Source organism: Mesorhizobium carmichaelinearum, from assembly GCF_900199455.1.
GTDB lineage: Bacteria > Pseudomonadota > Alphaproteobacteria > Rhizobiales > Rhizobiaceae > Mesorhizobium > Mesorhizobium carmichaelinearum.
In genome coordinates this window covers 12,843-27,022 of the sequence record NZ_FZQR01000034.1, presented here as the reverse complement: position 1 = coordinate 27,022, position 14,180 = coordinate 12,843, and the positions used below count along the sequence as shown (strand labels likewise).

General features: G+C 53.8%; 12 protein-coding genes. 11 read left to right on the top strand and 1 reads right to left on the bottom strand.

The features are described from left to right. Nucleotides 1–28 precede the first annotated feature (28 nt). The 10 genes from CKW40_RS36660 (at nt 29) to CKW40_RS36615 (ending at nt 10,800) form a co-directional block, all read left to right on the top strand. The gene (locus CKW40_RS36660) at nt 29–1,195 is read left to right on the top strand and encodes a glycosyltransferase (RefSeq protein ID WP_095204566.1); all 1,167 of its coding nucleotides are present in this window, start codon (nt 29–31) and stop codon (nt 1,193–1,195) included. An 18-nt stretch (nt 1,196–1,213) separates the two neighbouring features. Then, nucleotides 1,214–2,242, top strand: a complete 1,029-nt coding sequence (locus CKW40_RS36655) for a polysaccharide biosynthesis protein (protein WP_095204565.1) — start codon at nt 1,214–1,216, stop codon at nt 2,240–2,242. A gap of 133 nt (nt 2,243–2,375) precedes the next feature. After that, nucleotides 2,376–3,314 (top strand): dTDP-4-dehydrorhamnose reductase family protein, encoded by a 939-nt coding sequence (locus tag CKW40_RS36650; RefSeq protein WP_095204564.1) that lies wholly within the window; start codon nt 2,376–2,378, stop codon nt 3,312–3,314. Between the two features lie 109 nt (nt 3,315–3,423). Then, nucleotides 3,424–4,554: a non-hydrolyzing UDP-N-acetylglucosamine 2-epimerase gene (gene wecB / locus CKW40_RS36645; RefSeq protein ID WP_095204580.1), complete on the top strand. Its 1,131-nt coding sequence runs from the start codon at nt 3,424–3,426 to the stop codon at nt 4,552–4,554. A gap of 10 nt (nt 4,555–4,564) precedes the next feature. Then, entirely contained in the window at nt 4,565–5,758 is a 1,194-nt protein-coding gene (locus CKW40_RS36640; RefSeq protein ID WP_095204563.1) for a glycosyltransferase family 4 protein, read from the top strand. 284 nt (nt 5,759–6,042) lie between these two features. Then, a complete protein-coding gene (locus tag CKW40_RS36635; protein WP_095204562.1) occupies nt 6,043–6,438 on the top strand; it encodes a hypothetical protein in 396 nt (131 codons plus the stop codon). Nucleotides 6,439–6,617: 179 nt separating this feature from the next. Next, nucleotides 6,618–7,418 carry an AAC(3) family N-acetyltransferase gene (locus CKW40_RS36630; RefSeq protein WP_095204561.1) on the top strand — a complete coding sequence of 267 codons (801 nt, stop codon included), beginning with the start codon at nt 6,618–6,620 and terminating at the stop codon, nt 7,416–7,418. Beyond that, complete coding sequence (locus CKW40_RS36625; RefSeq protein ID WP_198421179.1) at nt 7,411–8,754, top strand: DUF4910 domain-containing protein; 1,344 nt, start codon at nt 7,411–7,413, stop codon at nt 8,752–8,754. Before CKW40_RS36630 ends, CKW40_RS36625 begins: the two co-directional genes overlap by 8 nt. After that, nucleotides 8,751–9,197 (top strand): hypothetical protein, encoded by a 447-nt coding sequence (locus tag CKW40_RS36620; protein WP_095204559.1) that lies wholly within the window; start codon nt 8,751–8,753, stop codon nt 9,195–9,197. The genes CKW40_RS36625 and CKW40_RS36620 overlap by 4 nt, the downstream gene beginning before the upstream one ends. Before the next feature lie 319 nt (nt 9,198–9,516). Further along, nucleotides 9,517–10,800: a hypothetical protein gene (locus CKW40_RS36615; protein WP_143748447.1), complete on the top strand. Its 1,284-nt coding sequence runs from the start codon at nt 9,517–9,519 to the stop codon at nt 10,798–10,800. 3 nt (nt 10,801–10,803) lie between these two features. Here the strand turns inward: CKW40_RS36615 and CKW40_RS36610 are convergent, their stop codons facing one another. Further along, on the bottom strand, nt 10,804–12,537 hold the full coding sequence (locus CKW40_RS36610; protein WP_095204557.1) for a hypothetical protein: 1,734 nt from the start codon (nt 12,535–12,537) through the stop codon (nt 10,804–10,806). A gap of 900 nt (nt 12,538–13,437) precedes the next feature. Here CKW40_RS36610 and CKW40_RS36605 point away from each other — a divergent pair. Next, entirely contained in the window at nt 13,438–13,947 is a 510-nt protein-coding gene (locus CKW40_RS36605; RefSeq protein ID WP_095204579.1) for a hypothetical protein, read from the top strand. The last annotated feature ends 233 nt before the right edge of the window (nt 13,948–14,180 follow it).

Below are 14,180 nucleotides of genomic sequence, written 5' to 3'. Positions count from 1 at the left end.
AGGCAGGCATATCGTTGCGTGTGCGGAAATGAAAAAGATCAAAGTTCTTTGTGTCGTCGACTTTTATCTGCCGGGTTTCAGGGGTGGCGGGCCGATTCGCACGCTTGCCAATATGTGTGAAGCTCTGGGCAGTAACGTTGAGTTTTTCATTTTTACACGGGATCGTGATTTGGGCTCCGATGAGCCATATCCGGGAGTCCGTGCCAATAAGTGGCTGCGCTCACCAAATGGTTTTATTTATTATGCCGACCCAAGAAAATTTAACGCCAGTCATATGGTCAAGGCAACGGAGTTGCATAGCTTCGATGTTCTGTATCTGAACAGCTTCTTTGGATACCGATCGTCTATTTCGATTTATCTCAAACAACGTTTGGTCCAGGGAAATGGCGCGAATGTCTGCATTGCGCCACGAGGCGAATTTTCTGCCGGTGCCCTCTCGATCAAGCGCCTCAAAAAACGGATGTATCTAAGCTGCGCCAAGCTGGTGGGACTGTATCGTAGTGTGCATTGGCACGCTTCCACCCCATTGGAGGCTGACGATATTCAGCGTCAGTTTCCTTATTCAAGAGGGAAAATCCATCTTGCCGCCGATCCGGTGTCCGCAGCAGGTAAATACTCCATGCCCCCGGAACATTCGCGAAAAACAGCGGGCCAACTGGCGATCGCCTTCATATCGCGTATATCACCAATGAAGAATCTGGCTGGCCTACTCGAGATACTTTCCCGAGTCGACCGCAAAATCAAACTCACCATTTTTGGCCCTATAGAGGACGCTGCCTACTGGCAGAATTGCCAGGCCATGATTGAACGCCTCCCGTCCCACATAGCGGTCGAATATCGGGGAATGCTGGAGCCCGATGAGGTTTCCGCAACGTTTGCGGCATTTGATTTGTTCGCCTTTCCCACGCTGGGGGAAAATTTCGGGCATGTGATCTTTGAGGCTCTGCGCGCCGGTACGCCCGTTTTGGTTAGTGATCGGACCCCTTGGCGGGCCGTTTCATCTGGCGCAATCACAGTAGTCCCGCTCGGTTCTATCGACATATGGCGACAGCAACTGTCGGTCGCGGCGGACAGAGATTCCCAAGAGCAACGATTGCTCCAAATGGCCGCGATTGAATTCGCCAAACGCTACGCCGCATCAGACGCGGCGCGATCTGACACTCTGGCAATGTTCCGTTCTGTCGCAGCCAGTTGAAGTAGAAAAGGATGCTCGATGTTTACCGGCAAGACCCTCCTCATAACCGGCGGCACTGGTTCATTCGGAAATGCCGTTTTGCGCCGATTTCTCGATTCCGATTTAGCTGAAATCCGCATCTTCAGCCGGGATGAGAAGAAGCAGGACGACATGCGCAAGAAATACAACAACCCCAAGGTCAAATTCTATATTGGGGACGTGCGCGACTATCAGTCCGTCCTCAACGCCGTTCGAGGGGTGAATTTCATTTATCACGCCGCCGCACTCAAGCAGGTGCCGTCCTGCGAATTCTACCCGCTCGAGGCCGTCAAGACCAACGTGCTGGGTACGGAGAACACCCTGGAAGCCGCCATAAACTGCGGTGTGGAGCGTGTGATCTGCCTGAGCACGGATAAGGCGGTATATCCAATCAATGCCATGGGTATCAGCAAGGCGATGATGGAGAAGGTCATCGTCGCGAAGTCGCGATCGAGCAACAAAACCGCCATATGCGCTACCCGCTACGGCAATGTGATGGCTTCGCGCGGCTCGGTAATTCCATTGTTCACAAATCAAATTCGCGCCGGCCAGCCCATCACAATCACTGACGCGGCCATGACCCGTTTCATGATGACATTGGACGACGCGGTCGACCTGGTGCTCTACGCTTTCGAGCATGGCAATCCCGGTGAGATCTTCGTGCAGAAGGCCCCGGCAGCTACGATTGAGACCTTGGCCAGGGCCCTGACCGGCCTGCTGGGGGCCCCTGAGCATCCGATCAGGATTATAGGTACGCGACACGGCGAGAAATTGTTCGAGGCTCTGCTCAGCCGAGAGGAAAGAGTGGCTGCGCAGGACTTGGGCAACTACTTCCGTGTTCCACCAGATTTGCGCGATCTGAACTATGGAAAGTTCTTCGAGCAAGGCGAGATCGAGATTTCGCAATCGACAGATTACAACTCGCACAACACCACAAGATTGGACGTCGCGGAGATGCAGGCCTTATTGATGAAACTTCGGTTTGTGCAAGCTATTGTCCGTGGCGAGCATGTCGAACCCGAAGAGTGAGCCAGATGACATGCCCTTGGTTCCGTTTGAAAAGGTCGTTGAAAGCTGGCTGTTTGCTCGCGAGGACCAAACCGCCTGCGTCTAAGACTAAGATCTCTTATCGGTATGGTTTTAGGTTCGCACCAGAAAGGCGATGCGTAACGTGAAAACGAACAGAATCCTTGTCTTGGGCGCTGGAGGTATGCTGGGAAACGCGGTCTTCCGGTTCTTCTCGGCCGATCATCGTTACGCAACCGTTGGAACCCTCCGATCATCGACCAAAAAGCGCCATTTTCTGCCTCACGAGCATGGTACCCTCATATCCAATCTTGATGTTCGGAATGACGGAGATCTGACGGCCGTGTTCGCCGAAATCCAACCGGATGTCGTGGTAAACTGCGTCGGAGTCATCAAGCAGCTTGAGGCTTCGCGAAACCATCTCACGTCGCTGTCAATCAACGCTTCTCTCCCCCATCGCTTGGCGCAGCTTTCCCGCGTGGCCGGGGCCCGTTTGGTACATGTGAGCACGGATTGTGTTTTCTCAGGTAGCAAGGGTAATTATCTGGAATCCGATTTTGCCGATGCCAACGATTTGTACGGGAGAACGAAGTTTCTGGGTGAGGTCGATTACCCGAATGCGGTGACACTCCGCACGTCAATCATCGGTCACGAGCTGGAGAGCTCAAAAAGTCTGGTCGACTGGTTTTTGAGTCAGAAAGGCCAGGTGAAGGGCTACAAGAATGCTGTTTTTTCTGGCTTGCCCGCGGTAGAGATAGCGCGCGTGATCAAAGATTTTGTCGTGTCAAATGCCGAATTGAGGGGTCTTTTTCATGTTTCAGCTGATCCTATCAACAAATTCGATCTTCTGTCGTTGGTCTCGAGGGTCTACGGCAAGGAAATAGATATTATTGCCGACACGTCCGTCAGGGTCGATCGCTCCCTGAATTCTGACCTATTTAGGAGGACGACGGGCTTTCTACCCGATCCGTGGCCGGACCTCGTGTCGACCATGCATAAGAGCTATCTCAAGTACAACCAGCAGGTCGTCGGCAGTAAAGAGCTTGACGCTTTGACAGGTCAGGATCGCTCCTAGGAAGCGAATTACAGCTGTTTCTCTTTGGGGATTTGCGACGTAGCTCGCTTCCTCGGCTGGTGGTCTAAAACATCGCTCGGCCCGGAGAGTTCAAGTGGGGAGTGGATTGGTGAACAAGCTGAAGGTTATGACAATCGTCGGGACGCGCCCCGAAATCATCCGATTGTCGCGTGTCATCGACCGGTTGGATCAATCGTGCGACCAATGTCTCGTGCATACGGGCCAGAACTATGACTATGAGTTGAATGGAATTTTTTTCGAGCAGCTTAAGATTCGCCGCCCCGATGTGTTTCTTGAAGCATCAGGAAACACTGCCGCCGAAACGATTGGTCGCGTAATCGAGGCGACCGACAAAGTGCTCCGAGAGCGCCAGCCAGAGGCGGTTTTGTTGCTTGGGGACACAAATAGCTGTCTCGCGGCAATTGCGGCCAAACGATTGAGGATTCCTGTTTTTCATATGGAAGCCGGCAATCGTTGTTTCGATTCACGGGTTCCGGAGGAGATAAACCGCCGAATAGTTGATCATGTAGCCGACATTCATCTCACGTACAGTGACATCGCGCGAAACTATCTGCTACGAGAGGGGATTGCCCCGGATCAGATCATAAAGACGGGCAGCCCGATGCTTGAAGTCCTAAATTACTATATGGATGAAATCAACAAATCGGATGTCTTGGGTCAGCTCTCTCTTGAACGAGGGAAGTACTTCGTAATCAGTGCTCATCGCGAAGAGAACGTCGACTCACCGGATAAAATGACCCGGATTGCTGACATCGCCAATTACATAGCGCAGGAACACGACGTTCCGCTGATTTGTTCGACGCACCCGCGCACCCGTTCGCGGCTGAACTCGTTGAACCTCCAAATGGACTCGAGGATCCACTTTATGAAGCCCTTCGGCTTCTTGGACTATGTGCATCTGCAGATGAATGCAAAAGCGGTTCTGTCCGACAGTGGTACGATCACGGAAGAGTCCTCCATCCTGAATTTTCCGGCGCTCAACTTGCGCGAGGCGCATGAGCGTCCCGAGGGGATGGAGGAAGGTACGGTAATGATGGTGGGCTTGGACGTCGACCGGGTATGTCAGGGCCTTGCAATCTTGGAAAACCAACCGCGTGGCGCGGAGCGTGGGCTTCGCCTGGTTGCCGACTATAACATCCCCAATGTCAGCGAAAAGGTGGTTCGCATAATCCACAGCTATACTGACTATGTGAATCGAGTTGTGTGGAAGAAGTACTGAGCGGCGCCAGATGCGGATCGCTTTGATTGCGGATACTTTCCCGCCGCTGCGAACGTCGGGCGCGGTACAACTGAGGGATCTTTCGCGCGAATTTGCGCGGCAAGGGCATCGGCTGACGGTCATGCTGCCGGCGGCCGATCTGGGCCGCCCCTGGGCAATTGAGGAGCTTGACGGTGTAACGGTGCTGCGCCTGCGAGCGCCGCCTACCAAGGAAATTGGCTATGTGAGGCGGACCTGGAATGAGTTCGTCATGCCTTTTGCCATGTTGCGCAATCTGCGCAAAAGCCCGCTGGCGGGGCAGCGATGGGACGGGATCGTTTGGTATGCTCCCTCTATCTTCCATGGGCCTATGGCGAGCGCACTTAAGCGCGAAAGCGGCTGCAAGGGATATCTGATCATTCGCGACATCTTTCCCGAATGGGCGGTTGATATGGGCCTGATGGGCCGCGGTCTGCCCTACCGTTTCTTTGATTCTATCGCGCGCTACCAGTACTCGGTTGCTGACGTAATCGGCGTCCAGACGCCGGGCAACCTTGTTTACTTCGACCGGTGGCGGCGGAAGTCGGGGCGCGTCCTCGAGGTGCTGCAGAACTGGCTGGACAAGCCTTCAAACGTACGTTGTTCAATCCGCGTCAGCGAGACACCGTTGGCCGGGCGTAAGCTGTTCGTGTACGCGGGCAACATGGGGGTGGCTCAAAGCGTCGGCATTGTACTGGACTTGGCGCAGAGAATGGCCTCACGGATCGACGTAGGTTTCCTGCTGGTCGGTCGGGGCAGTGAGGCCCGAAGACTTAGGGAAAAGGCGCAAGCTCTCGGCCTCACCAACGTGGTCTTTTTCGACGAGATCCACCCCGACGAAATTCCGGATCTCTACGCACAGTGCCGGATTGGGATCGTTTCGTTGGATCTTCGCCATAGATCGCACAACATACCGGGCAAGTTCCTGACATATATGCAAAACGGCCTCCCTGCACTCGTGCGCTTGAACCCAGGCAACGACTTGGCCGAGCTGATCCGAAACGAGCGGGTTGGCGAAGAGTGCCAGAGCGATCAACTGGATGAACTGGTGGGAAAGGCGGAAAGGCTACTGGTACAAGTTGAAACGGATGCCGACCTGCCCGGACGTTGCAGGCAATTGTTCGATCGCCAGTTTTCCGCCGAGCAAGCGGTGTCTCAAATCGCAGAAGCCCTTTCCAAGCCATAATTATTGCGCGCGATCTTGGTCTCAAGGGGAGGGCGCTGGCTTCCCCTTCGCGGTCGGACTGCTCCCTGTCTCCCGCAATAGCCGACCGCGACCATTCGGCTATAGGCCAGGCCTGCGGCGAACTATGATTTCGGGAGACGATTTTCTGCGGGGGGGGTTCGGCGGTGCGTGACCAGGCGCCCTGCGCTCAACGACATGCCGAGGTTTTGTCGATGCCGTCTTCACAGCGACTTGGGGCTTCCTCTGTCATTTCTCTTTTTTGATCGCTGAGACGGATCGCCAGTATGGTTGCCGGAGAACCGAATGACGTGCGGCTGAAAAATGTCGACGGTCAATGGATTGTTCAGGTCGTCGAAAACGGCAAAGTAACTCTGCGCTTATTCAACGCTCAAGACCTTGCCCAGAGCTACGCCGAGCTCCAGCGAATGAGACTCGGCCTGCCCGGAAAGCCACCAATTTGGGGGGAGAACACGGTGGATGAGCGCCCTAAGAGACTTCGAGAAATACAAGACTTCATCCTCCACGATGTTCACGACCTCGACGAGTACTCTGATCGTGGTATTGTCGCTACCCTGGTTGATCCAGACGGAGTCCGTCTCCGCCTCCACCTCACAGTCGTGACGTCAGAATTGCTTTGCGAACGCATCGCCGACGCGCTGGAGCGCCGGTACGGCAAATAGCGACTCCTAGAGCCAAATTGCTGTCGTGGATCCCGAATCCGTGATCAAGCTATGCGGTGGCTCTCAACTCTTCTTGGCCAGCGGCGGGCGCCCTGACCCGCCGCTGTCAAGCACCTCCCAAGCAGCTTTAATCCGAAGCCGCGTCAGATGGATGTTTAAACACGAGGAGAGGGAACTCTATGTCTGCAATCGATATTGCGACGCGTAGTCTAGCTGACGGATGGCGATCTAGCGGCCTCGAAAATCGTGATGTAGTACTAATTCATTCCAGCGCAAGGCGCACTCTCGGGCGACTTAAGGCTGCCGGAGTCTCTCCTTCAACGGAGATTATCCTGAAGAGCTTTTTAGAATCCGTGGGCCTCGAAGGAACGTTGGTGTTCCCGCTGTTCAATTTCGATTTCACGACAGGCTTGCCGTTCGATATCAGGTCGTCCCCGAGCAAAATGGGGGCTTTGACGGAAGCTGCTAGGCTTCATCCGGGCGCGGTTCGAACAGGCCATCCTATCTATTCGTTTGTTGCCATTGGGAAGAGAGCTGCCGAGTTCGAAGGGATCACAAATTTCAGCGGGTACGGCCCTGACAGCCCGTTTGCCGTCTTACGAGAGATGGATGCAAAAATCGCATCTCTCGATCTCCCCGATCAGCATTCGATGACTTTCTACCACTACGTCGAGGAAATGTGCGCCGTTCCATATAGATACCACAAAGCCTTCACTGGTCCTTATACCGATGCCGCGGGCGTAACTGAAAGCCGAACTTTCGGCCTTTTTGTTAGGAACATCGAGGAAGGCGTCAAGACGTACGTCGATCCCATGGGCGAGGAGCTTTGGAATAGCAGCCTGTATTCAGGTTCCCGCCCGAACGAGGGCACCGGGCTTCGGGTAATTAGCGCCAGGGCAATGTTCGATGCAACCGAGTCCGTCATCACTTCAGGCCGCGCGCACGGTATGCTTTACCGCAAGGAAACCGACAGTGAATAACCAGAGTATGCATCAGTGGGCGCAGGATCTTTGGCCTATGTGCCGGAGTCTGACCGGCCAGGGTGTCCGGGATACACTGGACTACCTTGGCAAGCTAATACCGGGGATGCGGCGACATTTTGTTCCGACAGGCTATCAGGCATTCGATTGGACTGTGCCGAAAGAGTGGACGATCCGCGATGCGTACATCGAGGATATGAGCGGCAACCGAGCAATCGATTTCAAGCGCAATAATCTGCACGTGCTCGGCTATTCGACCCCCATCAACGCCGTCATTTCGCGCCATGACTTAGACAAGCATCTCTACACGCTGCCCGATCAGCCCTCCGCCATCCCATATGTCACCAGCTATTACAGCGAGCGATGGGGGTTTTGCCTGTCCGAAGTCCAAAGAGCCGCACTGACCGACGACCGATACAAGGTCGTGATCGACAGCGATCTGCGCGATGGTGTCCTCGACTTCGCCGACGTCATCCTGCCTGGTGAACGGAAAGAGGAAGTTCTTCTTTCCACCTATATTTGCCATCCGTCCATGGCTAATAACGAACTATCCGGGCCGGTGGTGACGACAGCGCTGGCCCGCTGGCTTGCGTCTCTTCCCAATCGCAAATACACCTATCGTATCGTCTTCATCCCAGAGACGATCGGGTCGATAATTTACCTCAGCCAACACTTGGAGGCGATGCAGGAACGGACGATTGCAGGCTATATCGTCACTTGTGTAGGCGACGAGCGCGCGTGGTCCTTCTTACCCTCTCGATCGGGGAATACACTTGCTGATCGCGCAGCGCTGGCCGTCTTACGGGATCGCGAACACAAGGTTTACAGCTTTCTAGAACGAGGGAGTGACGAAAGACAATACTGCGCGCCGACTGTAAACCTTCCGGTCGCATCGATCATGCGATCGAAATACGGAACCTTCCAAGAATACCACACCTCTCTAGATGACCTAAAGTTTGTAACCCAAAATGGGCTGGAGGAAAGCTTTCAAGCCTACCGCAGTTGCATCGAACTGATTGAGAACAACGAGCGATGGCGAGCTACCACTTTCGGCGAACCGCAACTCGGGAAGCGGGGGCTCTATCCGAGTCTTTCTCGTGTCGGCAGTGCACAAGATGAGGTGCGGACACGGATGAACTTCTTGGCTTATTGCGATGGAACGAATGACATCATCGCCATTTCGGATCTGATCGGTGTGGCGCCCGGCGCATGCATTGAGTTGGCGGATATTTTTCACAAGCATGATCTTATCAAGCCTGTGTTGGGGAATCCTCTCCGGCTTCACGGGGCCAGACTGGATGCTCATCGCATCGCCTGCACCACGGAAGATCGATGAATAAGTTGATCGCTATTCCCATTGTCGGGCTGGTGTTTGTGGTTGGCTTCATGGCTGTCATTGTCTCGCAGAAAGGCAGACCACGTCCACCGCCATACGTCACGCTTTCGCCATTCACCGGGCACCTAAACATTCCTTCGATAGACGATCTTCGGGTTGGGGGCCGCAAGATTGTCCTGTGCGGTGCCGCGTCAACAAAACCGATGGCCTTACGTGGAATGGTTACGGACGCAGCGCGGCGAGATTTTCAGGGAATGGTTTTGAATTGCAAGCCGGTCGGCTCAGGAACTCCCTGCGATGGGAAGACCGGAACCATGTTGGGGGATGCAGTGGTCGTCCAGTGTTTAATGCCGGACGGTGGTGACTTGGCTGCTGTTTTCACTCAAAAGGGCCTACTCTGTGGCCAACCTGGTCAGATTGGGGCGATTTACAAAGCTTGCTAATCTCGATTGATATGAAGAGCGGCGGAACGACGAAAAGGGAAGCTACGGACACTTTCCTTGTTCAACGCCGACCACGCGAGCTCGCTTGGTGTTTGAGGTGAAAATTGCAATCGAGCCTATTGCGCCAAGGTCAAAAAGCTGGACCTCGAACTGTTGGTCTTTCGGAGTTGATGCCGCAGCAGTGAGGTTCCGGGTGGCTTGGTGTGCAAGCGGTGGCTCCGGCGACGGCGTTTTCCGCCCGCTGTTTGCTTGGATCCCTGCTGGACGATAACGAAGGCCTATGTTCGAACCGGCTAAAAGCGATTGAGGGACGGCAGGCGTGTCAGCAGCAATGTATAATCCTACCGGTGTAGGCAACAAAGATGAGGGATCGGCGCTCAGTTCGGCATTCACTATACTAACCTACGTTACGATTGCACTTTGCTTTGTGGGGCAGTCAATCATCGAGATATATACATCTAAGTATTTATTCGCTCTAATTGCGTTCCAAACCGCCAGGCTTTGTCTCAGGTACTTTCGATCATCTCTTGATTTGGCGATTGGAGTTTCGTTCCTGCTGTTGTACGTGCCGTTCGCTCCGAACCTTCTTATTTTTGATGGAATAGATGCGTCGCTAATTATTTCGATTTTCGTTATTTTTACTGACGTTCTGCGCCGGTTCGATAATACGCCTGACGTTATCCCGATCTTATACGAGAGAAATACATGGCTTCAGTGGTGCGGACTCGCTGTTGGCCTGTTGTCCATCGTATTGGTGGGAGTTGTAGCACCTCGGCCAGAAATGAGCCTGATGATACCCATTGGTATTGCGTTGTATTTCCAGGAGTCGCTGATTCAGCGCGGTCAGGAAAGGCGTGGATCCGTTTTCGTATTTCTACTGTTTGAGATCGCCATTTTTGGGAACCTCCTTTTGTATTGGGGAGGCTACGGGAGGCTTGCCGTTGCCGCATATCTTATTATGCCGTTTGCGATGTTGTGTTCGTACCACCGGATCGGCATCAAGTTTTCATATCTCGTGCTGGCTATGCCTGCTCTGCTGGGGTGGGCAATGGTAGTGAGAGGTGAAGAGGTTAACAGCATAACCAGTGCCGCCGCCATCGGTGTCACTGACCATATGAGGTTCACAGAGTATCTTCGATCGGGTTTGCGTTATGGCGACGTTGGGATGGTACCTTATCTTAAGCAACTGGAATTGTTTTTTTTAAATTGGTTTCCGCGCGACGAATGGCTTAGCAAACCAGTAGGGGCTGGATATTATTCTGTTGACCTCCTTTGGGGTCGTATTGGTGTAGGGGACGATTACAATGTGTCATTAGGGTTTGTAGGTGATCAGCTGTTCACCCTGGGCGATGCCTACCCCATAGGATTGATGGTTATACTTACAGCAATTATCCTGACGAGGAGAGCAATCGCTTGGCTTTCAGGAAATGACAGCGTAGCGGCTCTAATCGCATTTGATGCGACCCTTCTAACCTATTTTTGGGGCGGCATGGCTGCGTTTGGGGCCCGTGCGTGGTTCGTAATTTTCCCAATCTTGGCCCTCTCACGTTTAGGAAAAGTTTGGGAGCCAGGCGGCCGGCAGCCCCGGCCTCGCATCGGATAGAAACTACATATAGTCGACCATGATCAGGCCGACAAAACCGTCGCGCGCTCCTGATTTGACAATCTTCATTTTGCCGTCCCAGTCAAGGCCGTCGGCGATCCAGTTCACCAGAGCCTTTGAGGCGCCTCTGATGTTCGTTTCGAAGTGTCCTCCATCCGTTGGTTCGAGCGTGGCCACCAAAATGTCTTTGCCGGCCACAACAAAGTAGAGTTCCAATACGTAGGTCAAGCCGGCGTTAACGTCATCACGCAACAGCCGGAACTTACAGGGCCGTGCGTACTTCGGGAGGACAACCTGTAACGTGGCAGGGTTGCTTCCACTACCAAAGCCGCTGACGTCGTTTGGTGCCCACGTCAAGGTTTTGAGCTCGGCGACTTGCCAGTTACCGGAGTAGATTGTCTTCCGGTCGGCAATGAGTTGGTAATAGCCATCCACCACGGCCCCTGCATGGCCCTCCTGTTGCATGCTGATCTCAGCCGGAATAGCCCGTCGATCGGAGGCGAGGACAGCGCCGCTTCCATAGGCCGTCTGGTCTGCCACGCGCTTGTAATTCAAGAGCCGGCACCGATTGAGTTCAATTTTACCGTTCTCGGAGTTCGCGCCGAGGTTAACGGTCATGTAGGCCTGCACCTCCATGGAAACGTTGGTGTGCACATTGTCAAATCGAGCATACACACGGCCGCCAAACCTAGCCAGAACGGGAGCTGTGGAGTGGCTCCCCATGATGCCCATGTCTTCGAAGTGCAGCCGGAAGGCGTTGCTTGTCGTGATCACGCTCGCGGTATTGTGGTCGATAAAGGGGCCGTCCCCACGGGCCTCCATCCGAACACCTCTGCTTGCAAACTGTCCGGTTACCTGGAACGCACCACCGAAATCGGGGTAAGTAAAGGACACATAAGGACCATAGCCGATCACCGAGCCGCCTACGTGGTTGATGAAGGTACCGCGTTCGAACACGATCATCGGCCATTTTTCGGTTGCGTCGTCCGCCTCATCGTTCTCGATGTCGAGGCCAATCAACTGGTGATTGACGGCCTGGATGTTATTGTAGATGAGGCTCTTCCTGCAATTCTTGAACTTGCTGTGCAGGAACATCACCTCTGACTGATATGCATCTGCAACGATAGTTGCCCCGCCGTCGAACCGCACTCCCTCACGGAACCCAACAATACGAATACCCTTGAAGAGGTGCTTCCACGCCGGGCCGCCCGACACGGTGCCAACCAACTGAATTGCCCTTGATGTACCGGGAGTCTTGTCCAGGAGCTCAATGTCTTCAAAATTGATGTAGTTGACGTCGAGGTCACCGTAAAACATGTTCTTGTGGGCCACCGCATTGTCAAACCAGATGCGGGTCGAGTTGCCGCTTTCGCCAGTGACCTTGAACGCGAGCTTATAATCAGCGTCCGGCATGGATATGGTGTCGGTGATCCGGTATTGGCGACCTGGGAGGTGGACGTGAAGGCCGAGCGTCATGGCGGCCTTGAAGGCTGCCCGTATTGGCAATGTATCGTCCGTGCCGATACCTGTGAAATTGTTGTAGTCGCCCGTGGCCCCGAACGCTAGGACATTGAAACCTCCCTCTCCTGGAAGAACATATAGATTCACTCCGCCTGCTGTTGTTATGTGCTGGTCCCTGGCAGTAGACGGCGCTACCTGGTAGCGGAAGCCTTGAGCCCGAACGATTTCACCGGCGCGGATCTGCGCCTTGCCAACGCCGTCTGAATACCGAAGCATGGTATCAGCCAGACAGGCTGCGACAGTCGCAAAGCTGGATGGGGGTGATGTCTTCGCGTTTGTGGCTTCCGGTGGGCCAGTCGGGATCGACGTCGCTAGACCAAGAGCCGGCGTAGCGCTGAGAAATTGCCGACGGTCCATATTTCGTTCCCTTGTCGCAGGTTTGTGAGGCGAGCGCAGTACATAATGATGGCGCTTCGCCGTCCAAGTGCCGCTCGGCAGCCCGATGCCCAATACCCATAGTATGTTCCTTGGAATTAGGCAGATCTTAGTCGGACGTCGCTCGCGGGAGCGTCTACAAGCTCTCCACGACGACATTCTGTGAGATGTTCCCCCTTGGCTTCTGGTTGAATAGAGGCTCCGTCTCGCCAACGCGCGTATGGTGAAGAATACCGGCGATGCAGCCCGGTGAGTGCCAAAAATGACGCCGAGAATATATCAAGAATAGTAACCACTAAAATTGGCCGCGCTGCGCATCGCGATTACAGGAAAGTCCTGCGAATTTCTAATAAAATGATATACTGCTTAATTGTCACGTTTACGATAAGCAATCTAAGTCCATAAAAGGCCGCATCTAGGTGAATAACTGAAACATAACTGTCTGTAGCGTGAATCGTTATCGAAATGCGACGTTTTTGATGCTTCGAAATTTTAACATTATAATGATCGCAGTGAAAAGCCGTTATACCAAGCCGAGAAAAAGCGTTATCTACTTGATGTGTACAAAGAAATGTCTAATTCATTATGGCTAATAGAGTGTGCTCAAACAGGCACGGCTGAAATCAAAAGATTATCTCGCACGTGCGAAATAGGTTGGAATCAGAACCAAAAACTGTTACGCGCTAATCGCAAACATTGACTTGGGAGCGTCTTGACGACGCAAACAAAGGATCGAAGCAGATGAACGTTATCTTAAAGTGTGCGTTGGCCGGTTTGGTCACATTGGTCGGTTTTGGCTCAGTCCCAGTTTTCGCTCAGGATGCAGCGTGCAGTTGTGCGACGGCTTATCAGGGTCCAGCAAATCCGATCGGATCGATCCGAAATGTAACTGGCAACGTGATGGTTTCGCAGACGGCCGGTTATGTGCCTGCCAAAGCCGGAAGCGCTTTGGACTTCGGCAGTCGCTTGGTGGTTGGCGCCAAGGGCTCGGCGTCCGTTCAGGTTGGTGATTGCAGGCTGAGCGTGCCGGCGAATGCAAGTCTCGACATTTCGCGTATCGAAAACAATGTCTGTCTCAAGGTCGTGAATCCCGAACACACTGCTACCGCGGTAAGTCCCGAGCAGACGGGTGCCATTGACCCGTCCCGCAAGTTTGCATTTGGCTTGCCTGCGCAATTTTTTGCAGGCGCGCTTCTCACTGCCGGAGTTCTTGCGGCAACGCAGGATGATAATAATGGCGTGAGCCGATAGGGCGATTGTGAGGCAATGAGTTCATTGTCTTGCGTCAGTGAACGTCAATCAAATGCAGGCCGGTATGTGCGTGTCGCCCAATGCTCCAGGGGCGACAGTCACTCCTGCTAGTACCAGCCCTCGGCTCGTGCCCGTTCTGCTGGGCGATGTAGCTGTGGGTTGTGCAGCAGCACCCTTCCTAAGCCTTCAAGGTGACGAAAAGTCTGTCAGCAGGTAGCTGGAATTTCGCGGCC